Annotated in this window: 20 protein-coding genes; 16 read left to right on the top strand and 4 right to left on the bottom strand. The window is 53.7% G+C overall.

Translation table 11 applies throughout. The features are described from left to right. Positions 1-31: 31 nt before the first annotated feature. The gene (gene yaaA / locus C1N59_RS16900; RefSeq protein WP_054634518.1) at positions 32-805 is read right to left on the bottom strand and encodes a peroxide stress protein YaaA; all 774 of its coding nucleotides are present in this window, start codon (positions 803-805) and stop codon (positions 32-34) included. 207 nt (positions 806-1,012) lie between these two features. Here yaaA and tal point away from each other — a divergent pair, with 207 nt between their 5' ends. The 6 genes from tal (at position 1,013) to nhaA (ending at position 9,061) form a co-directional block, all read left to right on the top strand. Continuing rightward, positions 1,013-1,966 (top strand): transaldolase, encoded by a 954-nt coding sequence (gene tal, locus C1N59_RS16895; protein WP_006117626.1) that lies wholly within the window; start codon positions 1,013-1,015, stop codon positions 1,964-1,966. Positions 1,967-2,082: 116 nt separating this feature from the next. After that, positions 2,083-2,670: a molybdopterin adenylyltransferase gene (gene mog / locus C1N59_RS16890; RefSeq protein WP_006117627.1), complete on the top strand. Its 588-nt coding sequence runs from the start codon at positions 2,083-2,085 to the stop codon at positions 2,668-2,670. Positions 2,671-2,774: 104 nt separating this feature from the next. After that, positions 2,775-4,082 (top strand): MFS transporter, encoded by a 1,308-nt coding sequence (locus C1N59_RS16885; protein WP_394549911.1) that lies wholly within the window; start codon positions 2,775-2,777, stop codon positions 4,080-4,082. Between the two features lie 408 nt (positions 4,083-4,490). Next, on the top strand, positions 4,491-6,401 hold the full coding sequence (gene dnaK / locus C1N59_RS16880) for a molecular chaperone DnaK (RefSeq protein WP_039338776.1): 1,911 nt from the start codon (positions 4,491-4,493) through the stop codon (positions 6,399-6,401). A gap of 102 nt (positions 6,402-6,503) precedes the next feature. After that, a complete protein-coding gene (dnaJ, locus tag C1N59_RS16875; RefSeq protein WP_006117631.1) occupies positions 6,504-7,646 on the top strand; it encodes a molecular chaperone DnaJ in 1,143 nt (380 codons plus the stop codon). A gap of 236 nt (positions 7,647-7,882) precedes the next feature. Beyond that, positions 7,883-9,061 (top strand): Na+/H+ antiporter NhaA, encoded by a 1,179-nt coding sequence (nhaA, locus tag C1N59_RS16870; RefSeq protein ID WP_006117632.1) that lies wholly within the window; start codon positions 7,883-7,885, stop codon positions 9,059-9,061. 344 nt (positions 9,062-9,405) lie between these two features. Here nhaA and rpsT read toward each other — a convergent pair whose 3' ends face one another. After that, positions 9,406-9,669, bottom strand: coding sequence for a 30S ribosomal protein S20 (gene rpsT, locus C1N59_RS16865; RefSeq protein WP_006117633.1), 264 nt, complete (start codon positions 9,667-9,669; stop codon positions 9,406-9,408). 317 nt (positions 9,670-9,986) lie between these two features. Here rpsT and ribF point away from each other — a divergent pair, with 317 nt between their 5' ends. From ribF to folA, 10 genes are all read left to right on the top strand, one after another. Next, positions 9,987-10,913 carry a bifunctional riboflavin kinase/FAD synthetase gene (gene ribF / locus C1N59_RS16860; RefSeq protein ID WP_394549910.1) on the top strand — a complete coding sequence of 309 codons (927 nt, stop codon included), beginning with the start codon at positions 9,987-9,989 and terminating at the stop codon, positions 10,911-10,913. Between the two features lie 29 nt (positions 10,914-10,942). Next, a complete protein-coding gene (gene ileS, locus C1N59_RS16855; protein WP_394549909.1) occupies positions 10,943-13,762 on the top strand; it encodes an isoleucine--tRNA ligase in 2,820 nt (939 codons plus the stop codon). Further along, the gene (gene lspA / locus C1N59_RS16850; RefSeq protein WP_006117636.1) at positions 13,762-14,265 is read left to right on the top strand and encodes a signal peptidase II; all 504 of its coding nucleotides are present in this window, start codon (positions 13,762-13,764) and stop codon (positions 14,263-14,265) included. Before ileS ends, lspA begins: the two co-directional genes overlap by 1 nt. A 3-nt stretch (positions 14,266-14,268) precedes the next feature. Further along, the gene (gene fkpB / locus C1N59_RS16845; protein ID WP_033740226.1) at positions 14,269-14,739 is read left to right on the top strand and encodes an FKBP-type peptidyl-prolyl cis-trans isomerase; all 471 of its coding nucleotides are present in this window, start codon (positions 14,269-14,271) and stop codon (positions 14,737-14,739) included. Next, entirely contained in the window at positions 14,720-15,670 is a 951-nt protein-coding gene (ispH, locus tag C1N59_RS16840; protein ID WP_054634514.1) for a 4-hydroxy-3-methylbut-2-enyl diphosphate reductase, read from the top strand. The genes fkpB and ispH overlap by 20 nt, the downstream gene beginning before the upstream one ends. A 212-nt stretch (positions 15,671-15,882) precedes the next feature. After that, positions 15,883-16,698, top strand: a complete 816-nt coding sequence (dapB, locus tag C1N59_RS16835; RefSeq protein ID WP_033740228.1) for a 4-hydroxy-tetrahydrodipicolinate reductase — start codon at positions 15,883-15,885, stop codon at positions 16,696-16,698. A gap of 468 nt (positions 16,699-17,166) precedes the next feature. Continuing rightward, positions 17,167-18,315: a glutamine-hydrolyzing carbamoyl-phosphate synthase small subunit gene (gene carA, locus C1N59_RS16830; protein WP_006117640.1), complete on the top strand. Its 1,149-nt coding sequence runs from the start codon at positions 17,167-17,169 to the stop codon at positions 18,313-18,315. Between the two features lie 13 nt (positions 18,316-18,328). Beyond that, positions 18,329-21,559, top strand: a complete 3,231-nt coding sequence (gene carB / locus C1N59_RS16825) for a carbamoyl-phosphate synthase large subunit (RefSeq protein WP_006117641.1) — start codon at positions 18,329-18,331, stop codon at positions 21,557-21,559. 371 nt (positions 21,560-21,930) lie between these two features. Beyond that, on the top strand, positions 21,931-23,070 hold the full coding sequence (locus C1N59_RS16820; protein ID WP_394549908.1) for a porin: 1,140 nt from the start codon (positions 21,931-21,933) through the stop codon (positions 23,068-23,070). 230 nt (positions 23,071-23,300) lie between these two features. After that, the gene (gene folA, locus C1N59_RS16815; RefSeq protein WP_006117643.1) at positions 23,301-23,783 is read left to right on the top strand and encodes a type 3 dihydrofolate reductase; all 483 of its coding nucleotides are present in this window, start codon (positions 23,301-23,303) and stop codon (positions 23,781-23,783) included. A 53-nt stretch (positions 23,784-23,836) separates the two neighbouring features. Here folA and apaH read toward each other — a convergent pair whose 3' ends face one another. Together apaH and apaG are read right to left on the bottom strand one after the other, a co-directional pair. Continuing rightward, a complete protein-coding gene (gene apaH, locus C1N59_RS16810; RefSeq protein WP_394549907.1) occupies positions 23,837-24,694 on the bottom strand; it encodes a bis(5'-nucleosyl)-tetraphosphatase (symmetrical) ApaH in 858 nt (285 codons plus the stop codon). Between the two features lie 55 nt (positions 24,695-24,749). Beyond that, on the bottom strand, positions 24,750-25,127 hold the full coding sequence (gene apaG, locus C1N59_RS16805) for a Co2+/Mg2+ efflux protein ApaG (protein ID WP_006117645.1): 378 nt from the start codon (positions 25,125-25,127) through the stop codon (positions 24,750-24,752). Positions 25,128-25,129 lie beyond the last annotated feature (2 nt).

Raw genomic sequence — 25,129 nt, 5'->3', positions numbered from 1 at the left:
CTTCCTGCATTCAGTCGCGCGTCGGGCAGGTTTACTGTTCGGCGCGTTTAAACACCAGTTCGTTGTCTCTGCTTTCCTCTGCTGCAAACCGATAACCCTCAAGGTCAAACCGGGTTAACTGCTCAGGTTGGGTCAGGCGCTGCTGAATAATAAAGCGGCTCATCAATCCCCGGGCCTTCTTCGCATAGAAACTGATGACTTTATACTTGCCGTTTTTCTCATCCAGAAACACCGGCTTGATCAGGCGCGCCTGCAGTTTTTTCGGTTTGATCGCTTTGAAGTATTCGTCTGACGCCAGATTAATCAACACGTCATCGCCCTGGCGGGCAAGGGCTTCATTCAGTTTTTCAGTGAGCAGGTCGCCCCAGAAGCTGTAAAGATCCTGGCCTGCCGGATTCGCCAGCTTGATGCCCATCTCCAGGCGATACGGCTGCATCAGATCCAGCGGACGCAGTAAACCGTATAAGCCCGACAGCATCCGCAGATGTTGCTGCGCAAAGTCGAAATCGTGTTCGCTAAAGGTTTCAGCCTGCAAACCGGTGTAGACATCGCCTTTGAACGCCAGAATAGCCTGACGGGCATTATCCAGGCTGAAGTCGGGATGCCAGCTGTTGAAACGTTCGGCGTTCAGATGGGCCAGTTTATCGCTGATACTCATTAATGACGCGATCTGCGCAGGCGACAGCGTACGCGCAATCTGAATCAACTGTTGTGACTTTTCTAACAGGGCAGGTTGGGTAAAGTGCTGCGTGGCCAGGGGGCTTTCATAATCCAGCGTTTTGGCGGGCGAGATCACCATCAACATCGTCGCGTCCTCAGTAAGTCCCTTTCAGAAAGGGGAGAGCCAGTCATTGTTGCTGCGAGTGTAGCAAAAAAGCCGCAAGGATCGGCAAATCACTCCCATTCGTTCGCGCTATCGTAAACGGCATTCCCCGACCTTGCACCGCCGTTGCCGCGTGATATTATCCCAACAGCCTTTTATCACCCTGACAGTTAACTAAGAGAAAAGAACATGACGGACAAACTGACCTCCCTGCGTCAACTGACCACCGTAGTGGCCGACACCGGTGATATCGCAGCGATGAAGCTGTATCAACCCCAGGATGCCACCACCAACCCTTCTCTGATTCTTAACGCTGCTCAAATCCCTGAATACCGTAAACTGATTGATGAAGCGATCGCGTGGGCACGTCAGCAGAGCAACGATAAAGAGCAACAACTGCAACTGGTCTCTGACAAACTGGCCGTAAACATTGGTCTGGAAATCCTTAAACTGGTCCCGGGCCGCATTTCGACCGAAGTGGATGCGCGTCTTTCTTACGACACAGAAGCCAGCATTGCCAAGGCACGCAGCCTGATCAAACTCTATAACGATGCCGGTATCAGCAACGATCGTATCCTGATCAAACTGGCGTCAACCTGGCAGGGTATTCGTGCAGCAGAACAGCTGGAAAAAGAAGGCATCAACTGTAACCTGACGCTGCTGTTCTCCTTCGCCCAGGCGCGTGCCTGTGCGGAAGCGGGCGTGTATCTGATTTCGCCTTTTGTAGGCCGTATCCTCGACTGGTACAAAGCGAACACCGACAAAAAAGAGTACGCGCCACACGAAGATCCAGGCGTGGTATCCGTCTCTGAAATCTATAACTACTACAAGCAACACGGTTATGAAACGGTGGTTATGGGGGCAAGCTTCCGTAACGTCGGTGAAATCATTGAGCTGGCTGGCTGTGACCGTCTGACCATTTCACCTGCGCTGCTGAAGGAGCTGGCTGAAAGCGAGGGCTCGCTGGAGCGTAAGCTGAGCTACAGCGGTGAAGTGAAAGCGCGTCCGGAGAAAATGACCGAGTCAGAGTTCCTGTGGCAGCACAACCAGGATCCGATGGCGGTGACCAAGCTGGCGGAAGGTATCCGCAACTTTGCCATCGACCAGGGCAAACTTGAGAAGATGCTGGCAGAAATGCTGTAATCGTTCACCGTGGCGGCACCGTCGCCACGGTTTTCCCTTTCCGTCACGGTTTGTTATTCTTTTCACTACGTCCTTTCCTTATCACCGCACTGCGGTAAACCACAGCGAACAACATCATGAACACATTACGTATCGGATTGATCTCGGTTTCCGATCGCGCAGCGAACGGCATTTATCAGGATCAGGGCATTCCGGCTCTGGAAGCCTGGCTGAGCGGTGCGATCAGCACGCCTTTTGAACTGGAAACGCGACTGGTCCCGGATGAGCAGCCCATGATTGAGCAGGCCATTTGCGAGCTGGTGGACGAACGCTTCTGTCATCTGGTGCTGACCACCGGTGGAACCGGTCCGGCACGTCGTGATGTGACGCCGGATGCGACGTTAGCGGTGGCCGATCGCGAGATGCCAGGATTTGGCGAGCAGATGCGGCAAATCAGCCTGAAGTTTGTGCCGACCGCGATTCTATCGCGCCAGGTGGGCGTGATTCGTAAACAATCCCTGATCCTTAACCTGCCCGGTCAGCCGAAATCCATTAAAGAAACGCTGGAGGGGCTGAAAGACGCGCAGGGCAACGTCCTGGTCCCAGGAATTTTTGCAGCTGTACCTTATTGTTTACAGTTGCTCGACGGACCTTATGTCGAAACCCACGCGGAATGCGTAGCAGCTTTTCGCCCAAAAAGCGCTATACGTGAGATAAATAACTAAATATTCTGCTTTTCAGGAATAAGCTACAGCCTGGCTGGTGTGGTGATAAATTGACGGTATAGTAAGCACAGCTTTACAACCGTTCTCTTTATCTCTGGACGCCTATGACCACACTTGAGACGCCGCGCCTGAAACCTCAGGACTATAAAACGCTGGCACTGGCTGCGCTGGGTGGCGCGCTGGAATTTTACGACTTTATCATCTTCGTTTTTTTCGCCGCCGTTATCGGTGAACTCTTCTTTCCCGCCGATATCCCCGACTGGCTTCGTCAGTTACAGACGTTCGCCATTTTTGCCGCGGGTTATCTGGCGCGTCCGCTTGGTGGCATCATCATGGCGCACTTTGGCGACAAAGTGGGCCGTAAAAAAATGTTCAGCCTGAGCATATTGCTGATGGCCTTACCCACCCTGGCAATGGGCGCGTTGCCCACCTGGTCGTCGATTGGTCTTGCCGCGCCGCTGTTGATGCTGCTTCTGCGCATGCTGCAGGGGGCGGCTATCGGTGGTGAAGTGCCTGGTGCATGGGTGTTTGTGGCGGAGCATGTGCCTTACAAACGCATTGGTATCGCCTGCGGCACGCTGACCGCCGGACTGACGATTGGCATCCTGTTGGGATCGGTGGTGGCAACCTTAATTAATACAACGCTGACGCAACAGGCGATTCACGATGGCGGCTGGCGCATTCCTTTCTTTCTGGGCGGGGCGTTTGGCTTAGGCGCCATGTATTTACGCCGCTGGCTGCATGAAACGCCGGTTTTCGTGGAGATGCAGCAGCGCAAAACGCTGGCGCAGGAACTGCCGCTGAAAACCGTGGTCATGAAACATCGAAAATCGGTAGCGATTTCAATTCTGCTGACCTGGATGCTGTCGGCCTGTATCGTTGTGGTGATTTTGATGGCACCGCTCTGGTTGCAGAAACAGCATGGAATGGCGCCGGCGCTGACCTTAAAAGCCAACAGCATTGCGATTATTATGCTGTGTGTGGGCTGTATCGTATCCGGACTGCTGGTGGACCGCTTCGGTACCAGCCGGACATTAAGCACAGGAAGCGTATTGCTCGCACTGTGCAGCGGGCTGTTCTATTCGCTGGCACCGCAGCATCCCGATTACCTGTTTTTGCTTTACGGGCTGGCAGGTCTTAGCGTGGGTGTTGTCGGGATTGTGCCCTTTGTCATGGTGCGCGCGTTCCCCGCCGAGGTTCGCTTCACCGGCCTGTCTTTTTCCTACAACCTTTCCTATGCGGTGTTTGGCGGGCTGACGCCGATTTGCGTAACATTGCTAATGAATGTGTCTCCCCTGGCGCCTGGCTGGTATGTCATGGCGCTGGCGCTGGTGGGACTGATCGTCAGCGTCTGGCTGAGACAGGATATCAGCCACGAGCCTTGCCTGAGTGAAGGCATCAATCAGGCCTGAACCCTGTACGCGGAGCCCGGCTCCGCGCTTTCTTTTTCTTTGCCAGTCGCGGCGTGCAGTCTGATGCTCGCCGCCGCGCCCTGCGCCAGATAAAAGCGTACCGTACCCGGACTGCCCATTGTATGGATGAACAGAACCGAAACGTGGACTGTTTCGAGGCGGCATTTTGCCGCACTCTCGTCAGGGAGCGCGTCAGTTTATTATCTTGGTTAAGGCAGCCTGAGCGGCCGTTGAAAATTTTTTTTCATTTAACCCTTGATGCGCTTCTAAGCGACCCCATTTACTTGTCATCGAGCGTTGTGGACGTTGGAAAAAAAAGCATGTGAGGTCGGGTTGAATGTCATCAACCTGCCCACATAAAAGGTTCACAACCCAAACTGGCAACGAATTTAAGTGGGAGATGTTTAGATGGGTAAGATTATTGGTATTGACCTGGGTACAACCAACTCTTGTGTTGCGGTCATGGACGGCACCAAAGCGCGTGTGCTTGAGAACGCCGAAGGCGATCGCACCACGCCTTCGATCATCGCTTACACACAGGATGGTGAAACTCTGGTCGGACAACCGGCTAAACGTCAGGCTGTGACCAACCCGCAGAATACCCTGTTTGCGATCAAGCGTCTGATTGGCCGTCGCTTCCAGGACGAAGAAGTACAGCGTGATATCAAAATCATGCCTTACAAAATTGTGGGTGCTGATAACGGCGACGCATGGCTGGAAGTGAAAGGCCAGAAAATGGCACCGCCGCAGATTTCTGCGGAAGTGCTGAAAAAAATGAAGAAAACGGCTGAAGATTTCCTGGGTGAGCCCGTAACTGAAGCGGTTATCACCGTTCCGGCTTACTTCAACGATGCTCAGCGTCAGGCAACCAAAGATGCTGGCCGTATCGCAGGTCTGGAAGTCAAACGTATCATCAACGAACCGACGGCAGCAGCGCTGGCGTACGGCCTGGATAAAGGCCAGGGCAACCGCACCATCGCAGTTTATGACCTGGGTGGCGGTACCTTCGATATCTCTATCATCGAAATCGACGACGTTGATGGCGAAAAAACCTTCGAAGTTCTGGCAACCAACGGTGATACGCACCTGGGTGGTGAAGACTTCGACAGCCGCCTGATCAACTACCTGGTGGCAGAATTTAAGAAAGACCAGGGCATCGATCTGCACAACGATCCACTGGCGATGCAGCGTCTGAAAGAAGCCGCCGAGAAAGCCAAGATCGAGCTGTCTTCTGCGCAGCAGACCGATGTTAACCTGCCGTACATTACGGCGGATGCTACCGGTCCTAAGCACCTGAACATCAAAGTGACTCGTTCTAAACTGGAGTCGTTAGTTGAAGATCTGGTTGCGCGCTCTATCGAGCCGCTGAAAGTCGCACTGCAGGATGCGGGCCTGTCCGTTTCGGACATCAACGACGTTATCCTGGTGGGTGGTCAGACACGTATGCCACTGGTTCAGGCTAAAGTGACTGAGTTCTTTGGCAAAGAGCCACGTAAAGACGTGAACCCGGATGAAGCGGTGGCGGTCGGTGCTGCGGTACAGGGCGGTGTGTTAGGTGGCGACGTGAAAGACGTTCTGCTGCTGGACGTGACTCCGCTGTCACTGGGTATCGAAACCATGGGCGGCGTGATGACTTCGCTGATCAGCAAGAACACCACCATCCCAACCAAGCACAGCCAGGTGTTCTCGACGGCAGAAGACAACCAGTCTGCGGTAACGATTCACGTGCTGCAGGGTGAGCGTAAGCGTGCCAGCGACAACAAGTCACTGGGCCAGTTTAACCTGGACGGCATTCAGCCTGCGCCACGCGGTATGCCGCAGATCGAAGTGACCTTCGACATCGATGCGGATGGTATCCTGCACGTATCAGCGAAGGACAAAAACAGCGGTAAAGAGCAGAAGATCACCATTAAAGCGTCTTCCGGCCTGAACGAGGACGAGATTGCGAAAATGGTGCGTGATGCTGAAGCGAACGCGGAATCTGACCGTAAGTTCGAAGAGCTGGTGCAGACCCGCAACCAGGGTGACCAGATCGCTCACAGCACACGTAAGCAGCTGGATGAAGCGGGCGACAAACTGTCAGCGGATGACAAAGCCCCAATCGAAGCGGCGCTGAGCGCGCTGGAAACGGCGCTGAAAGGCGAAGATAAAGCAGAGATCGATGCCAAAATGCAGGCGCTGATGGAAGTTTCCAGCAAACTGATGGAAGCCGCACAGCAGTCTCAGGCGGGTGCAGCGGATGCCCACGATGCGTCAGCGAAGAAAGATGACGATGTGGTCGATGCTGAATTCGAAGAAGTAAAAGACAATAAGAAATAATTGCCCCTGACCGGGCGCGACGGTTGCCCTGACAGCCGTTGAAACCAGCACGGGCGTAGGAGTTTTCTCCACGCCCGTGCGATCATGTTAAGGGCTAAATAAATGGCGAAGAGTGATTACTACGAGATTTTAGGCGTCGCCAAATCTGCAGACGAGCGTGAAATCAAAAAGGCGTACAAACGCCTGGCGATGAAATATCACCCGGACCGTAATCCAGGCGATAAAGACGCCGAAACCAAGTTTAAAGAAGCAAAAGAAGCCTACGAAATCTTAACGGACGCCCAGAAGCGCGCGGCCTACGATCAGTACGGTCATGCCGCCTTTGAACAAGGCGGTATGGGCGGAGGTGGATTCGGCGGCGGCTTTGGCGGCGGCGGTGCAGATTTCAGCGATATCTTTGGCGACGTTTTCGGTGACATCTTTGGTGGTGGCCGCCGTCAGCGCGCAGCCCGTGGTTCAGATTTGCGCTACAACATGGAGCTGACGCTGGAAGAAGCGGTTCGCGGCGTGACCAAAGAGATCCGTATTCCGACGTTAGAAGAGTGCGATGTCTGCCACGGCAGCGGTGCCAAAGCGGGGACCAAACCGCAAACCTGTTCAACCTGTCATGGCGCAGGCCAGGTGCAAATGCGCCAGGGCTTCTTCACCGTGCAGCAGGCCTGTCCAACCTGTCATGGCCGGGGTTCGGTGATCAAAGATCCGTGCAACGCCTGTCATGGTCATGGCCGCGTCGAGAAATCCAAAACGCTGTCGGTGAAAATTCCGGCGGGCGTCGACACGGGTGACCGTATTCGGTTGAGCGGTGAAGGTGAAGCCGGTGAGCAGGGCGCACCCGCGGGCGATCTGTACGTTCAGGTGACGGTGAAAAAACACCCAATCTTTGAACGTGAAGAGAACAACCTCTACTGCGAAGTGCCGATCAACTTTGCCATGGCGGCGCTGGGCGGTGAGATTGAAGTGCCTACCCTGGACGGACGCGTGAAGCTGAAGGTACCGGCAGAGACTCAGACCGGTAAGCTGTTCCGCATGCGCGGTCGCGGTGTGAAATCGGTGCGCGGTGGTGCGGTAGGTGACCTGCTGTGCCGTGTCGTGGTGGAAACCCCGGTCAGTCTGAATGACAAGCAAAAAGCGCTGCTGCGTGAACTGGAAGAGAGCTTTGGTGGACCCAGCGGCGAGCACAACAGCCCGCGTTCCAAAAGCTTCTTTGACGGCGTGAAAAAGTTTTTTGACGATTTAACCCGTTAATCGCACGGACGTATGTCACTAAAGCGGAGAGGACATTCTCCGCTTTTTTTATGCCAGCACCAGGGCGGAGGTACGCCGTTACTTAGGGCCCTGCCTTCTCTTGCCTGCTTTCCTTCTTCTCTTTGCTGTCGCCAAAATGTCGACATTACGTAAAAGCGGATAAATTAGCTTTTTATCAGGTTCAGTGAATCGTTACACTGCTCAGCATTGTGTTTTCCGCTCAGGAGGAGTGCATTTTGTCAAAACCTCGTCGTATCAGGCATTTAATTAAAAGTTTTATTGAGAGTGATGCCAGCAACGGTATGGTGTTAATTCTGGCTGCCGTGGTGGCGATGGTTCTCGCGAACAGTGCGTCCACCGCTCAGGGCTACCAGGCGCTGCTGGAGACACCGGTGCAGATTCGCTTCGGTGAGCTGGATATCAGCAAAAACCTGTTGTTATGGATCAATGACGCCCTGATGGCGCTGTTCTTCCTGCTGATTGGTCTGGAGGTGAAGCGTGAACTCATCTCGGGTGAACTGGCCAGCCGCGATCGGGCCGTCTTCCCGGTTATTGCCGCCTTAGGGGGAATGGCGGCGCCTGCCATCCTGTTTTTACTGTTTAATCACGGGGATGAGATCGCCCGCAATGGCTGGGCCATTCCCACCGCGACGGATATCGCTTTTGCGCTGGGCGTGCTGGCCCTGCTGGGCAGCCGTGTCCCGACGGCCCTGAAAGTTTTTTTGATGGCGCTGGCAATTATCGATGACCTGGGGGCGATTATCATTATCGCGCTGTTCTATACCAGCGATCTCTCAGTCACGTCCCTCAGCGTGGCGGTAGGAGCCATTGTCGTGCTGGCCATCCTGAACCGGTGTAACGTGCGTAATATCGCCGTTTATATGCTGGTTGGGCTGGTGCTGTGGACTGCGGTACTGAAGTCCGGCGTCCATGCAACGCTTGCGGGCGTCGTCGTCGGCTTCTTTGTCCCGCTGGAAGAGAAAGACGGTCACTCGCCGGCTGAACATCTGGCGCATGGCTTGATGCCCTGGGTGAACTGGCTGATTCTGCCGCTGTTTGCCTTCGCCAACGCCGGGATTTCCCTGACGGGGATTACCTTTGGCGATGTGCTGTCACCCGAGCCGCTGGGCATCATCCTTGGCCTGCTGATCGGTAAGCCATTGGGGATTACCCTGTTCTGTTGGCTGGCGGTGACGCTGAGGCTGGCGGTGCTGCCCAATGGCACGACGTTGCGCGATATCATGGCGATTGGCGTGCTGTGCGGCATTGGTTTTACGATGTCGATCTTTATCAGCTCGCTGGCTTTTGATGCGGCTCATGAACAGCTGGTGACATTCTCGAAGCTGGGGATTCTGAGCGGTTCACTGCTCTCGGCCGTACTGGGTTACACGTTATTGCGATATAAACTGCGTTAAACGAAAGGAGGCGTAAGCCTCCTTTTGCCTTCCCCGACGCGGTTATGCAGCCAGGGCGAACATAACAGATTACCTTTTTGCGTACGGGGATAACGCGAAAAGGGCAGATATCGGATCGGGACGGCACAGGCTGAATTATGGGCACCTACCGCTTATGCCTGATAGCGTTTTCCCGTCGTCCATGGGCTATCCGTTGTCACAGAAAGGCGAGCTTTGAAGCGGTTCGCCATCTGCGCGGGCTGTCCGGCAAGGAAGCGGGAAAGAGGAAGGTCAGCGGTGAATCGCAGACATAAAAAAACCGGCTCAGAGCCGGTTCTTTCAACAAAGCGATAAACAAAAGGCGATTAAGCCAGTTTGTTGATCTGTGCAGTCAGGTTTGCTTTATAACGTGCAGCTTTGTTTTTGTGGATCAGACCTTTAGCAGCCTGACGGTCCACGATTGGTTGCATTTCATTAAATGCATTCTGCGCAGCAGCTTTGTCGCCTGAAGCGATCGCCGCGTATACTTTCTTAACGAAGGTACGCATCATAGAGCGACGGCTTGCGTTATGCTTGCGACGTTTCTCAGATGTTACGGCACGTTTCTTAGCTGATTTGATATTAGCCAAGGTCCAACTCCCAAATATGTTCGATAGAGACAAATCAAAGGCCGAGGACTATGCCTTTTGGACCTTCTGTTGTCAATGGATTTGTGCAAATAAGCGTCGTTCACAAGTGATAACCTGCACGACACTCGGTTACGTATTTGATGGCGCAAGATTCTACCAGCTTCTGTGTCCTGAATACAGTATTTCGCAACAAAATTCTCTTTGTGGCTCTGCGTGCCGGTAAATACGGCCTGTTACGCATGAAAGGCGTGTTCACGGGTTAACCTCGGCGGCTTTCGAGGGTATAATCCGCCGATTTCCACCGGTTTGAGTCAGCCATGAAGTTTATCCGCGGTATTCATAATCTTAATGCGCAGCATCACGGCTGCGTTCTGACCATTGGTAATTTCGATGGTGTGCACCGCGGCCATCAGGCGCTGATGGGGCGGTTGATGGAAGAAGGCCGGAAACGTCAATTGCCGGTCATGGTGATGGTGTTTGAACCTCAGCCGCTGGAGCTGTTTGCCGGTGGCAATGCCCCTGCCAGACTGACCCGCCTGCGCGAAAAACTCAGGTACCTGGCAGAAATCGGCGTGGATTATGTGCTGTGCGTGCGGTTCGACCATCGCTTCGCCGCACTCTCGGCGCAAAGTTTTATTAGCGAATTGCTGGTGAGCAAACTGGGCGTGAACTACCTGGCCGTTGGGGATGATTTCCGCTTTGGCGCTGGTCGGCAGGGGGATTTCCTGCTATTACAGAAAGCCGGAGTAGAATACGGTTTCGACGTCGTCAGCACAGAAACGTTTTGCGACGGCGGTAAACGCATCAGCAGCACGGCGGTGCGTCAGGCGCTGGCTGAGGACAATCTGGCGCTGGCGCAGTCGCTGTTGGGCCATCCTTTCAGTATCTCAGGGCGCGTGGTGCACGGTGATGCACTGGGACGCACGCTGGGATTCCCTACTGCCAATCTCCCTTTACGCCGCTGCGTCTCGCCGGTCAAAGGCGTGTATGCGGTAGAAGTTGAGGGCCTGGGGCCGAACCCCCTGCCCGGCGTCGCCAACATTGGCACGCGCCCGACAGTAAAAGGTTTACGCCAACAGCTTGAAGTTCACCTGTTGGACATCAATATGGATCTCTATGGTCGCCACATTGATGTGGTATTGAAGCAGAAAATACGAAACGAGCAGCGCTTTGCTTCACTGGACGCGTTGAAAGAGCAAATTGCGAAAGACACGGTAACGGCCCGACAATTTTTTGGCCTGTAACCTGAGCAAAAAACGGAATCGAGAATCTGATGAGTGACTATAAATCTACCCTGAATTTGCCGGAAACGGGGTTCCCCATGCGTGGCGATCTGGCCAAACGCGAACCGGGAATGCTGCAGCGTTGGTATGATGACAATCTTTACGGCATCATCCGCGAAGCCAAAAAAGGGAAAAAAACCTTTATCCTGCATGATGGCCCTCCTTATGCGAACGGCAGCATTCATATTGGTCACTCTGTTAACAAGATTCTGAAAGACATTATCGTCAAGTCGAAAGGCATGGCGGGCTACGATTCACCGTATGTGCCGGGCTGGGACTGTCACGGTTTGCCTATCGAGCACAAAGTTGAGCAGATGATCGGTAAGCCGGGCGAGAAAGTCACCGCCGCCGAATTCCGCGAAGCCTGCCGTAAATACGCGGCCGAACAGGTTGAAGGACAGAAAGCCGACTTTATTCGTCTGGGCGTGCTGGGCGACTGGGATCGTCCTTACCTGACGATGGATTTCACGACCGAAGCGAATATCATTCGTGCGCTGGGCAAAATCATCGGTAATGGCCACCTGCACAAAGGCGCCAAGCCGGTGCACTGGTGCATGGATTGCCGCTCTGCGCTGGCGGAAGCGGAAGTTGAGTATTATGACAAAACGTCGCCCTCCATCGATGTCATGTTTAATGCCGTGGATGCGGATGCCGTGCGTGCGGCATTTGGAGTAACGGCCTCAGAAGGCCCCGTTTCGCTGGTCATCTGGACAACCACGCCGTGGACCATGCCTGCTAACCGCGGCATCTCTCTGCACCCCGAATTTGACTATCAGCTGTTGCAGATTGAGGGCCGCAGCCTGATCCTGGCGAAGGATCTGGTTGAGAGCGTCATGAAACGCGCGGGCGTCAGCCACTGGACTGTGCTGGGCACCTGCCAGGGCGCAGCACTGGAGCTTCAACTGTTCCAGCACCCTTTCCTGGCGCAGATCCAGTCGAAGGTGGTTCTGGGCGATCACGTGACGCTGGATGCCGGTACCGGTGCGGTTCACACAGCACCGGGTCACGGTCCGGATGACTATGTGATTGGTCAGAAATACGGTCTGGAAACGGCGAATCCGGTTGGGCCTGATGGCGCCTACCTGCCCGGTACCTATCCCGGACTTGACGGCATTAACGTCTTTAAAGCAAACGAGTTGATCGTTGAACTGCTGAAAGAGAAGGGCGCGTTGCTGCATGTTGAAAAACTGCTGCACAGCTATCCGCACTGCTGGCGCCATAAAACCCCGATCATCTTCCGTGCTACCCCGCAGTGGTTTATCAGCATGGATCAGAAAGGTCTGCGCGCGCAGTCCCTGAAAGAGATTAAAGGCGTTCAGTGGATCCCGGACTGGGGTCAGGCGCGTATTGAATCCATGGTCGCCAACCGTCCTGACTGGTGTATTTCCCGTCAGCGTACCTGGGGCGTCCCAATGGCGCTGTTCGTCCATAAAGAGACCGAAGAACTGCACCCGGACACTCTGTCGTTGATGGAAAAAGTGGCGCAGCGCGTTGAGCAGGACGGTATTCAGGCATGGTGGGATCTCGATCCCCGCGATCTGATGGGCGATGATGCCGACAACTATGTGAAGGTGCCGGATACGCTGGACGTCTGGTTCGATTCAGGATCGACCAGCTATTCCGTCGTGGATGCGCGCCCGGAATTTGGCGGTAATACGCCGGATATGTATCTGGAAGGATCGGATCAGCACCGTGGCTGGTTTATGTCCTCGCTCATGATCTCGACAGCGATGAAAGGCAAAGCGCCTTATCGTCAGGTGCTGACGCATGGCTTTACCGTTGATGGTCAGGGCCGCAAAATGTCCAAATCCATTGGTAATACCGTTGCGCCGCAGGATGTGATGGATAAGCTCGGGGCAGACATTCTGCGCCTGTGGGTTGCTTCGACCGATTACTCGGGCGAAATGGCCGTTTCTGACGAAATCCTGAAGCGCTCTGCCGATGCCTATCGTCGTATCCGTAACACGGCGCGTTTCCTGTTAGCGAACCTGAGCGGCTTTAATCCGGCCACCGATCTGGTTAAACCCGAAGAGATGGTGGTGGTCGATCGCTGGGCGGTAGGACGTGCGCAGGCGGCGCAGGCGGATATCGTGGCTTCCTACGAGCACTACGATTTTCACGAAGTGATTCAGCGCCTGATGCAGTTCTGCTCCATTGAGATGGGCTCCTTCTATCTGGATATCATCAAAGACCGTCAGTACACCGCGAAAGGTGACAGCCTGGCGCGCCGTAGCTGTCAGTCTGCGCTGTGGCACATTGTGGAAGCGCTGGTGCGCTGGATGGCGCCGATCATGTCTTTCACAGCTGATGAGATCTGGGGCTATTTGCCGGGCGAGCGCGCGAAGTATGTGTTCACTGAAGAGTGGTACACCGGCCTGTTTGGTCTGCCTGAAAACGAAGCGCTGAACGATGCGTACTGGGCTGAACTGCTTAAAGTGCGCGGTGAAGTGAACAAGGTGATTGAGCAGGCACGTAGCGATAAACGCATTGGTGGCGCGCTGGAAGCCTCTGTCACGCTGTATGCTGATGCCGAGCTGGCGGCGAAGCTGAAGGCGCTGGGTGATGAGCTGCGCTTTGTGCTGCTGACCTCCGGTGCTGAGGTTGCCGACTACGCTCAGGCTAACGCTGATGCGCAGCAAAGTGAACTGGTAAAAGGTCTGAAAATCGGCCTGCACAAAGCCGAAGGCGAGAAATGTCCGCGCTGCTGGCACTACACTACTGACGTCGGTCAGAACCCTGAGCACGCTGCGGTGTGCGGTCGCTGTTACACTAACGTAGCCGGAAACGGTGAAGAGCGTAAGTTTGCCTGATGAGTAGACCTGTTTTCTCCACCGGATTGCGCTGGCTGTGGCTGGTGCTGGTTGTTATCGTTGTTGATTTTGTCAGCAAGCAGTGGGTAATGAACAACATGATGCTGCATGAAACGCAGCCGCTGATGCCGTTCCTTAACCTGTTTTACGCGCACAATTACGGCGCGGCGTTCAGTTTCCTCGCGGATAAAGGCGGCTGGCAGCGCTGGTTCTTCGCCGGTATTGCGCTGGCGATTGTGGTGTCGCTGCTGGTGATGATGTATCGCAACAGCGCTCAACAGAAGATCGCCAACAGTGCTTATGCGCTCATTATCGGCGGCGCTGTCGGTAATCTGTTTGATCGTGCGTATCATGGCTTCGTGGTGGATTTTATCGATTTCTATATCGGTAACTGGCACTTTGCTACATTTAATATCGCTGACTGCGGCATCTGTATCGGTGCGGCGTTGGTGGTGCTGGAAGGGTTTTTTAATCCGTCCAGCAAGCAGGTTAAAAAAGGGTAAACCATGACTGAGTCTGTACAGCGCGACAGCGCGGTGTTGTTGCATTTCGTTCTGAAGCTGGAAGATGGCTCAGTGGCGGAATCCACCCGCGCCAGCGGTAAACCTGCGCTGTTTCGTCTGGGTGACGGTAGCCTGTCCGGCGCGCTGGAACAGGCACTGCTGGGCTTAAAAGCCGGGGATAAACATCAGTTCTCACTGGCACCGGAAGAGGCGTTTGGCGGTGTCAGTCCTGATCTGATCCAGTACTTTTCGCGTCGCGACTTTAATGAAGCGGGCGAGCCTGAGATTGGGGCTATTATGCTGTTTACCGGCATGGGCGGCAGTGAAATGCCGGGCGTGATTCGCGAAATCAATGGTGATTCAATCACCGTTGATTTTAACCATCCGCTGGCAGGCCATCGCGTTCAGTTTGACATTGAGGTGCTGGAAATCGATCCGGTACTGGAGGCGAACCATGCAAATTCTGCTGGCTAATCCACGTGGTTTTTGTGCTGGCGTCGATCGCGCCATCAGCATTGTTGAAAACGCACTGACGCTGTTTGGTGCGCCGGTCTATGTGCGTCATGAAGTGGTACATAACCGCTACGTGGTGGACAGCCTGCGCCAGCGCGGCGCAATTTTTATTGAGCAAATCAGCGAAGTGCCGGATGGTGCTATCCTGATTTTCTCTGCCCATGGCGTTTCTCAGGCGGTACGTAACGAAGCGAAAAGCCGTGATCTCACGGTCTTTGATGCGACCTGCCCCCTGGTGACCAAGGTGCACATGGAAGTCGCGCGCGCCAGCCGCCGGGGCGAAGAGTCGGTGCTGATTGGTCACGCCGGGCACCCGGAAGTCGAAGGCACCATGGGGCAGTACAATAACCCCAAGGGCGGCATGTATCTGGTGGAGTCCCCAGATGACGTCTGGAAACTGGACGTTAAAGATCATGACCGGCTGTCTTTCATGACGCAAACCACGCTGTCGGTCGATGATACCTCTGAAGTGATTGATGCGTTGCGTGCCCGTTTCCCGAAAATTGTCGGCCCACGTAAAGATGATATCTGCTATGCCACGACAAACCGGCAGGAAGCGGTAAGGGCACTCGCTGAAGAGGCGGATGTCGTGCTGGTAGTCGGATCTAAAAACTCGTCAAACTCTAACCGTCTGGCCGAACTGGCGCAGCGCATGGGTAAAGCGGCTTATCTGATCGACGATGCAGAGGATATCCAGCCCGAATGGATCGCCGCGGCCCGCTGTGTTGGCGTCACCGCGGGTGCATCGGCACCGGATATTCTGGTGCAGAATGTCATCAGCCGTCTGCAGGCGTTAGGTGGCGGCGAAGCCAGAGTCCTGGAAGGGCGGGAAGAAAATATCGTGTTTGAAGTCCCCAAAGAGTTGCGGGTTGATGTCCGCAACGTGCAGTGACAACAAACCTGTAGTAGCAAAAAGGCCGACTCTGTTCGGCCTTTTTGCTATCCGCCGCCCGGCCAACGACGAGGTGAAATTGCTTTTACTGATAATCGCCTTCGCCTGGCATAAAAATTCTTATTATCCCCGAGAAAAAGTGGCGCAGTTGTTATCTCATGGTTAACCTGATTGCGCTTGCATGCATAGTTTTGTTTTAGGAATGAATAAATATGAAGAATATCCGCATTGCCATCGTGGGTGCGCCGGGACGCATGGGCCGTAACCTGATTCAGGCGGTCGTTCATGCCAACGGCGTGGATCTGGGCGCGGCACTGGCACGTCCGGGCTCGTCATTAATCGGCACCGATGCTGGTGAACTGGCGGGCGTGGGCAAACTGGACGTTCCCGTTGTCGATGATTTACGTGCTGTGATGGATGATTTTGACGTTTTAATCGATTTCACCCGTCCCGAAGGGACGCTGGCCTACCTGGCACTGTGCCGTGAACACCGCAAGGCAATGATTATTGGTACGACCGGATTTGACGAAGCCGGTAAGGCGGCGATTCGTGATGCGGCAACAGAGACGGGGATTGTCTTTGCGGCGAACTTCAGCGTTGGCGTCAATCTGGTTCTGAAGCTGCTGGAGAAAGCCGCTACCGTGATGGGCGATTATGCGGATATTGAGATTATCGAAGCGCATCATCGTCACAAAGTGGACGCCCCTTCAGGAACGGCGCTGGCCATGGGGGAAGCGATTGCCGACGCCATGGACTGGAAACTGGCTGATCATGCCGTTTACAGTCGCGAAGGGCACACCGGCGAACGTAAGGCTCAAACCATTGGTTTTGCAACAGTGCGAGCCGGTGACATTGTCGGCGAACACACGGCCATGTTTGCAGATGACGGAGAGCGTGTAGAGATTACTCATAAGGCGTCAAGCCGTATGACGTTTGCTAATGGCGCGGTTAAGGCGGCATTATGGGTAAGTGCGAAGAAAAAAGGGCTTTACGATATGCGTGATGTCCTTGATTTAGCCAGTTTGTAATGGGTTTTACCTGTGTGATGTGGTGATTTCAATCGCTAATTCATTGATTGAAAAAGGGCAATAATATTATTGCCCTTAATTTTGTAAAAAATAAGCCTCTTGTTTATTTTTTCTGTATAAATGCTCATAAACTTATTTCTTCTCTCTTCATCTTAACGGTAAACCTGTTAATTTTGACCATTTGGTCAAAATTCATAGCCTTCTCAGGCAGAATAATGATTCTCCACGATGAGCAAACGATTATTTGATTATGTTTGCCCCTGTTTTTGTCCCTTATCCTCTTTTTTTTCGCTCTGAGCCTGAAAAGATGTTAAAAAAGTGGCTTCAGGGTGGACAAGTAGCAGAGCGATCATTAGAATGCGCGCAATTTGCCAAAAATTGACCACTCAGGCCGTTTTTGCATTGATTCAGATCATTATTATGAATTAATATGCAGATATTGTGACTGTTTATTCCCTGGAGGATGTTTTGATTAAGTCAGCGCTCTTGGTTCTGGAAGACGGAACCCAATTCCACGGTCGGGCCATCGGGGCTACAGGGTCGGCAGTGGGGGAAGTCGTTTTCAATACGTCAATGACTGGTTATCAAGAAATCCTCACTGATCCTTCCTATTCTCGTCAAATCGTTACTCTCACTTATCCCCATATCGGCAACGTTGGTGCCAACCCCGCCGATGAAGAATCCAGTCAGATTCACGCTCAGGGTCTTGTCATTCGCGACCTGCCACTTATTGCCAGCAACTACCGCAGCGAAGAGAGCCTGTCAGCCTATCTGCAGCGCAATAACATTGTTGCTATTGCCGATATTGATACACGTAAGCTGACACGTCTGCTGCGCGAGAAAGGCGCACAGAATGGCTGCATTATCGCGGGCGACAATCCGGATGCCGCTCTGGCCTTACAGAAAGCGCAGGCGTTTCCGGGGTTGAAAGGGATGGATCTGGCGAAGGAAGTGACAACGGCAGAAACCTATACCTGGTTGCAGGGGAGCTGGACGCTGGAAGGGGATTTACCTGCGCAGACGTCAGCAGAAGCGCTGCCCTACCATGTTGTGGCTTACGATTATGGCGCTAAGCGCAATATTCTGCGCATGCTGGTTGACCGCGGCTGCCGTCTGACGGTTGTCCCGGCGAAAACGCCCGCCGAAACCGTTCTGGCGATGAATCCGGATGGCATCTTCCTGTCAAACGGTCCGGGTGATCCGGAGCCCTGCGATTACGCCATTGAGGCGATTGAAGCCTTTCTGAAAACCGACATTCCGGTGTTTGGCATTTGCCTTGGCCACCAGTTGCTGGCACTGGCCAGTGGCGCAAAAACCGTAAAAATGAAGCTGGGTCACCACGGTGGTAACCACCCGGTGAAAGATCTCGATAACAATCGCGTCATGATTACGGCACAGAACCACGGCTTTGCGGTGGATGAAACCCATCTGCCCGCCAATCTGCGGGTAACGCATATTTCGCTGTTTGATAAAACCGTGCAGGGTATCCATCGCACCGACAAGCCTGCGTTCAGCTTCCAGGGCCATCCTGAAGCCAGCCCGGGACCGGGTGATGCCGCACCGTTATTTGACCACTTTATCGAGTTGATTGACGCATTCCGTTCGAAAGCAAAGTAATCAGGAGCTAATCATGCCAAAACGTACAGATATAAAATCCATCCTGATTCTTGGTGCCGGTCCGATTGTGATCGGTCAGGCCTGCGAATTCGACTATTCCGGTGCCCAGGCCTGTAAAGCCCTGCGCGAAGAGGGTTACCGCGTCATTCTGGTGAACTCGAACCCGGCGACCATTATGACCGACCCGGAAATGGCCGATGCAACCTACATCGAGCCGATTCACTGGGAAGTGGTACGTAAGATTATTGAGAAAGAGCGCCCGGATGCGGTGTTGCCAACCATGGGCGGCCAGACGGCGCTGAACTGTGCGCTGGAGCTGGAACGTCAGGGCGTTCTTGACGAGTTTGGCGTAACCATGATCGGTGCCACGGCCGATGCGATCGATAAAGCGGAAGACCGCCGCCGCTTCGACGTGGCGATGAAAAGCATTGGTCTGGATACGGCGCGCTCCGGTATCGCACATACGATGGAAGAAGCGCTGGCGGTGGCTGCCGATGTCGGCTTCCCCTGCATTATTCGTCCGTCGTTCACTATGGGCGGCACCGGTGGCGGTATCGCGTATAACCGCGAAGAGTTTGAAGAGATCTGCGAACGCGGACTCGATCTTTCGCCCACCAACGAGCTGTTAATCGACGAATCGCTGATTGGCTGGAAAGAGTATGAGATGGAAGTTGTGCGTGACAAAAACGACAACTGCATCATTGTCTGCTCTATCGAAAACTTTGACGCCATGGGCATTCACACCGGTGACTCCATTACGGTGGCGCCCGCACAGACGCTGACCGACAAAGAGTACCAGATCATGCGTAACGCCTCGCTGGCGGTACTGCGTGAGATCGGCGTGGAAACCGGTGGCTCCAACGTCCAGTTCGCGGTGAACCCGAAAAATGGCCGTCTGATCGTCATCGAGATGAACCCGCGTGTGTCACGCTCTTCAGCGCTGGCATCGAAGGCCACCGGATTCCCGATTGCCAAAGTGGCCGCGAAACTTGCGGTAGGCTTTACGCTGGATGAGCTGATGAACGATATCACTGGGGGACGCACACCAGCCTCGTTCGAGCCGTCTATCGATTATGTCGTGACAAAAATTCCTCGCTTCAACTTTGAAAAATTTGCCGGTGCGAATGACCGTCTGACCACCCAGATGAAATCGGTGGGTGAAGTCATGGCGATTGGCCGTACTTTCCAGGAGTCGGTGCAGAAAGCACTGCGTGGTCTGGAAGTGGGAGCTAATGGTTTTGACCCGAAAGTGCATCTGGATGATGCGGAAGCGTTGACCCGCATTCGTCGTGAGCTGAAAGATGCCGGTTCGGATCGTATCTGGTACATCGCGGACGCGTTCCGTGCAGGCATGTCGGTCGATGGCGTATTTAATCTTACCAATATTGATCGCTGGTTCCTGGTGCAGATTGAAGAGCTGGTTCGCCTGGAAGAGCAGGTAGCGCGTGAAGGCATCAATGGCCTTAACGCGGATTTCCTGCGCGCGCTGAAGCGCAAAGGTTTTGCCGACGCACGTCTGGCAGCCCTGGCGGGCGTCGCGGAAGGCGAGATTCGTAAACTGCGTCAGCAGCATCATCTTCACCCAGTCTATAAGCGCGTGGATACCTGTGCGGCGGAATTTGCAACAGATACCGCTTATATGTACTCCACCTATGAAGAAGAGTGCGAAGCTCATCCTAATCAGGATCGCGACAAGATTATGGTGCTGGGTGGTGGACCAAACCGTATTGGTCAGGGCATTGAGTTTGACTACTGCTGTGTCCACGCAGCACTGGCGCTGCGTGAAGATGGCTATGAAACCATCATGGTCAACTGTAACCCGGAAACCGTGTCCACCGATTACGACACTTCTGACCGCCTCTACTTTGAACCTGTCACGCTGGAAGACGTGCTGGAAATCGTGCGCATCGAAAAACCGAAAGGCGTTATCGTGCAGTACGGTGGACAAACGCCACTGAAACTGGCTCGCGCGCTGGAAGCGGCAGGTGTGCCGGTCATTGGCACCAGCCCGGATGCCATTGATCGCGCAGAAGACCGTGAACGTTTTCAGCAGGCGGTTGACCGTCTGAGTTTGAAGCAGCCAGCTAACGCCACCGTCACCACGCTGGAGCAGGCGGTTGAAAAAGCGGCGGGCATTGGTTATCCGCTGGTGGTCCGCCCCTCTTATGTCCTGGGCGGACGCGCCATGGAAATTGTCTACGACGAAATCGACCTGAAACGCTATTTCCAGACGGCGGTGTCAGTGTCCAACGATGCGCCGGTCTTGCTGGATCGCTTCCTGGATGATGCCGTCGAAGTCGATGTGGATGCTATCTGCGACGGTGAGCGCGTGCTGATCGGCGGTATCATGGAACATATCGAGCAGGCTGGCGTTCACTCGGGTGACTCGGCCTGTTCACTGCCGGCCTACACCTTGAGTCAGGATATTCAGAATGTCATGCGTCAGCAGGTTGAAAAACTGGCGTTTGAGCTGAATGTGCGTGGCCTGATGAACGTACAGTTTGCGGTCAAAGACAACGAAGTTTACCTGATTGAAGTTAACCCGCGTGCGGCGCGTACCGTCCCGTTCGTGTCAAAAGCAACCGGCGTTCCGCTGGCAAAAGTGGCAGCCCGCGTAATGGCAGGCAAAACGCTGGCGGAGCAGGGCGTCACCAAAGAGGTGATTCCACCTTACTACTCTGTCAAAGAAGTGGTGCTGCCGTTTAACAAATTCCAGGGCGTTGACCCGATTCTGGGACCTGAAATGCGTTCAACCGGGGAAGTCATGGGCGTGGGCCGTACCTTTGCCGAGGCGTTTGCCAAGGCGATGCTGGGTGCGCAAAGCAACATGAAGAAAACCGGACGTGCGCTGCTGTCCGTTCGTGAAGGCGACAAGAAACGTATCGTTGACCTCGCGGCGAAGTTGCAGAAGTTTGGTTTTGAACTGGATGCGACGCACGGTACGGCTGTGGTACTGGGCGAGGCCGGTATTAACCCGCGTTTGGTGAATAAGGTTCACGAAGGCCGCCCGCACATTCAGGACCGCCTGAAAAACGGTGAGTACGCCTATATCGTAAATACCACAGCAGGTCGTCAGGCGATTGAAGACTCCAAGCTGATTCGTCGCAGCGCACTGCAATATAAGGTGCATTACGACACGACGCTGAACGGTGGCTTCGCAACGGCAATGGCGCTAAATGCCGATCCAACCGAAAAAGTCATTTCGGTGCAGGAGATGCATGCGCAAATCCTTGCGCATAAATAGCGCAGACTGAGCGCTCAGGCCCCTGTCTGGAGCATCTGCCATCAGCAGAGCGCTTCTGGCAGGGGCTTTTTAAAATCGGTTAGTTTCAATGCGGTGTTGTAAGAAGAAACAGGGTCAGACTTCGGATAAATAATATTATCGTTACCTTTAACCCAAATTTTAAAACGTCTGATTTAAAAGCGGACTGAATAAAAGTCATATAGCCCAACTGTAACGAATTCAGGCCAAAAGAATTTGATTTAATTATTATCAAATCATGCCTGATTCGCTTTTTCGCACGAATTTATAATACAAAGTACTACCAACTCATGCATGGCCAATGTAATATCCTGCCCGCTCATGAAGAGAGCATAAACAGGATATTCATAACAATGAAAGCGCGTAATTTTGCACTGAGTGCAGTGGCTGCACTGTTGGCTCTGGTCACGTTTTCCAGCCAGGCTGAAATCACTCTTCTTAAACAAGACCCACAAGCAGGCGATCCCCTTAGCCGTCTCGATTTCAAATTTGGTGGCAGCATTCGCCCCCAGTTTAATCATCAAACCGGCGTCAACGATAAATCTTACAAGCGTAATGGTTTTGACGGCGGATCCCGTTTCCGTTTCAGCGCCGACTACTATCTGTTCGATGATATTAGCTGGACCAGCTACTATGAACTGGGCGTTAACATTCCGGCCGTGTTTAACTGGGATAATCACTACGCTGAAGGTGCGCACGAGACTACTCGCCGCCAGCTTTATACCGGCCTGAAAAGTAAAACCTGGGGCCAGTTAACCTTTGGTCAGCAGAACAGCGTTTATTACGATGTTGTGGGTGCCAAGACGGATATCTGGGATTACGACATGCTGGCCCAGGCGCCGGGCAACGGCATTAACGGTGATTACGATGGTTCCTACCGTTCTCGTAAACAGCTGAAATACAAAAACAGTTATGGGGCAGTCGATCTTTACGCCTCTTACCTGTTTAGCGATAACGAGTATCAGCCGGGCAACGGGCTGCGCTATAAGCGCCAGGGCGGTGGCTCGCTGGGTGTGAATTACAATATTACGCCTACCCTGGCATGGGGTACGGCCTGGAACTACACCCGCGCCAGCATGCGTAATCCTGCTACTGGCAACAGTAAAGATTACGACCAAAACATTTTTGGAACAGCATTGAGCTGGACGCCAGGTAACTGGACCCTGTCAGCAGGGGGGGGCTGGTACCAAAACTTCCTGACCACCAAACAGCGCAACGTGAATAACTATTTTGCGGATGATGCCTGGGGCATCGAATATTACGCCGGATATAAAATCCCGGTGGCGCAATATGGTGTCAAAGCCGTTCAGCCTTATGTCATGGGTGACCGTTTAGAATATGCGAATGGCCGTAACTACCAGCGTATCGACAATGGTCTGGGCGTAACGCTGTTCCTTGACTATGGTTTCCGTGTGGATTACGAACATGTCTTCACGTCCAGCACGGATAATCAAGGCGACATGAATCTGGTTCGTTTCCGCTACGATTTCTGATAATCCCAACGGCTCCGTCTGGAGCCGTTTTATTCTCTGTGTTTATCACGCACTCACGTCATTATCTGGCGATTTAAGGGTTATAACCGCGATTTTTGCGGAGTAAAACCCTGTACAAACTCTGAAAGGCGGTGTCTATGCCGCTTTATTTAAGAAGCCCGTTCCTGCTATCGACGAAGGTTTAACCTTTACGTATCATGGCGCCTGTTTTTTTCAGCGAGCTTTTTAACATGATTAGTCTTATCGCGGCATTAGCAGCAGATCGCATTATTGGAATGGAAAACGCCATGCCGTGGGACCTGCCTGCAGATCTGGCGTGGTTTAAGCGCAACACACTGAAAAAGCCCGTCATTATGGGCAGGCTGACTTTTGAATCGATTGGCCGGCCTTTACCGGGCCGGTTGAATATTGTGGTCAGCAGTAAACCCGGTCACGCAGAAGGCGTTACCTGGGTAACGTCGCTGGATGACGCAGTAAATGCTGCGGGCGAAGCTGAAGAGATCATGGTCATTGGCGGCGGCCGCATTTATGAACAGATGTTAGCCCGCGCTGACCGCCTTTATCTGACGCATATTGATGCTGAAGTAGAAGGGGATACCCAGTTCCCGGACTACGAACCGGATGAATGGCATTCTACCTTTAGCGAATTCCATGACGCTGACGAGCAGAATTCGCACAGCTACTGCTTCGAGATCCTCGAACGACGTCGTTAATGGGGATCGAAAAACGCCTTGTTGTTGGGACAAGGCGTTTTTATGGCGGTGGATCAGCTGGCTGACTGTTGGGGTGACAGATCGTCTGGTACAGAAAGCTGGCGGTTGGAAGGCTGAACATAATGACGCTGCGTTTCCCAGTGCAGCAGGGTCAGATTCCCACCCCAGCAGCAACCGGTATCCAGACCGATAATGCCCTCTGGTGTCCCTTTGCCTTCCAGTGATGCCCAGTGCCCAAACACAATGGTGTGATCGCGGGCAACGGGCCCTTCAATCGTAAACCAGGGTTTAAGCGGTGGCGGCGCTGATTCAGGCGCATCCTTACAAATCATATCGAGCTGTCCGTTTGGGAAGCAAAAACGCATACGGGTCAGCGCGTTAGTAGAGAAACGTAGCCGCGCCAGGCCGGACAGGGATTCGCTCCAGTTATTCGGCATGTCGCCATACATGGCATCAAGGAACAGCGGATAGCTGTCACTGGCCAGGACGGCTTCGACTTCACGCGCGCAGCGTTGCGCCGTCTCCAGATCCCACTGCGGCGTAATGCCCGCATGGCCCATCACCAGCTTCTTTTCTTCATCAACCTGCAGCAGAGGCTGCCGACGTAGCCAGTTGATCAATTCATCTGCGTCTTCCGCTTCCAGCAGCGGCGTCAGGCGATCTTTAGGTTTATTGCGGCTGATGCCGGCATAAACGGCCAGCAAATGCAGATCGTGATTGCCCAGAACCAGGCGGACGCTGTCTCCCAGCGATTTGACGTAGCGTAGTACCTCCAGCGAGCCGGGCCCACGTGCGACCAGATCACCTGTCAGCCACAAGGTATCCTTACCAGGATCATAGTTCACCTGGTTTAGCAGAGCACGTAATTCATCATAACAACCGTGAACGTCGCCAATCAGGTAAGTATTCATTGTGAATTATCCAACTAAAAACAGTCGCCCGTTAGTCGGGCGAAAGGCATCAGGTTCAGTGAATATGGCTTTCAACAGCCAGGCGGAAAACGGGGATGTCGACGTGAAACGTATCGCCTTGCTCATCCACCATCACATAGTGGCCCTGCATCGTGCCCATAGGCGTTTCAAGCACCGCGCCACTGGTATATTGGTATTCACTACCGGACGCAATGTGTGGTTGTTCACCGATTACGCCTTCACCCTGAACTTCTGTTTCACGTCCATTGCCGTTGGTGATCAACCAGTAGCGCCCGAGCAGTTGCACAGAGGAGCGGCCTAAATTGCGGATCGTAACGGTATAAGCAAAAACATAACGCTCTTCTTCCGGTGAGGATTGCGAGGCGACATAAAGGCTTTGGACGTGGATCGATACGCGGGCCGGTTCACTCATAG

It is taken from the genome of Pantoea sp. SGAir0183 (genome assembly GCF_043545505.1).
The sequence above is the reverse complement of the archived record's forward strand: the minus strand, read 5'-3'. Positions and strand labels throughout refer to the sequence as shown.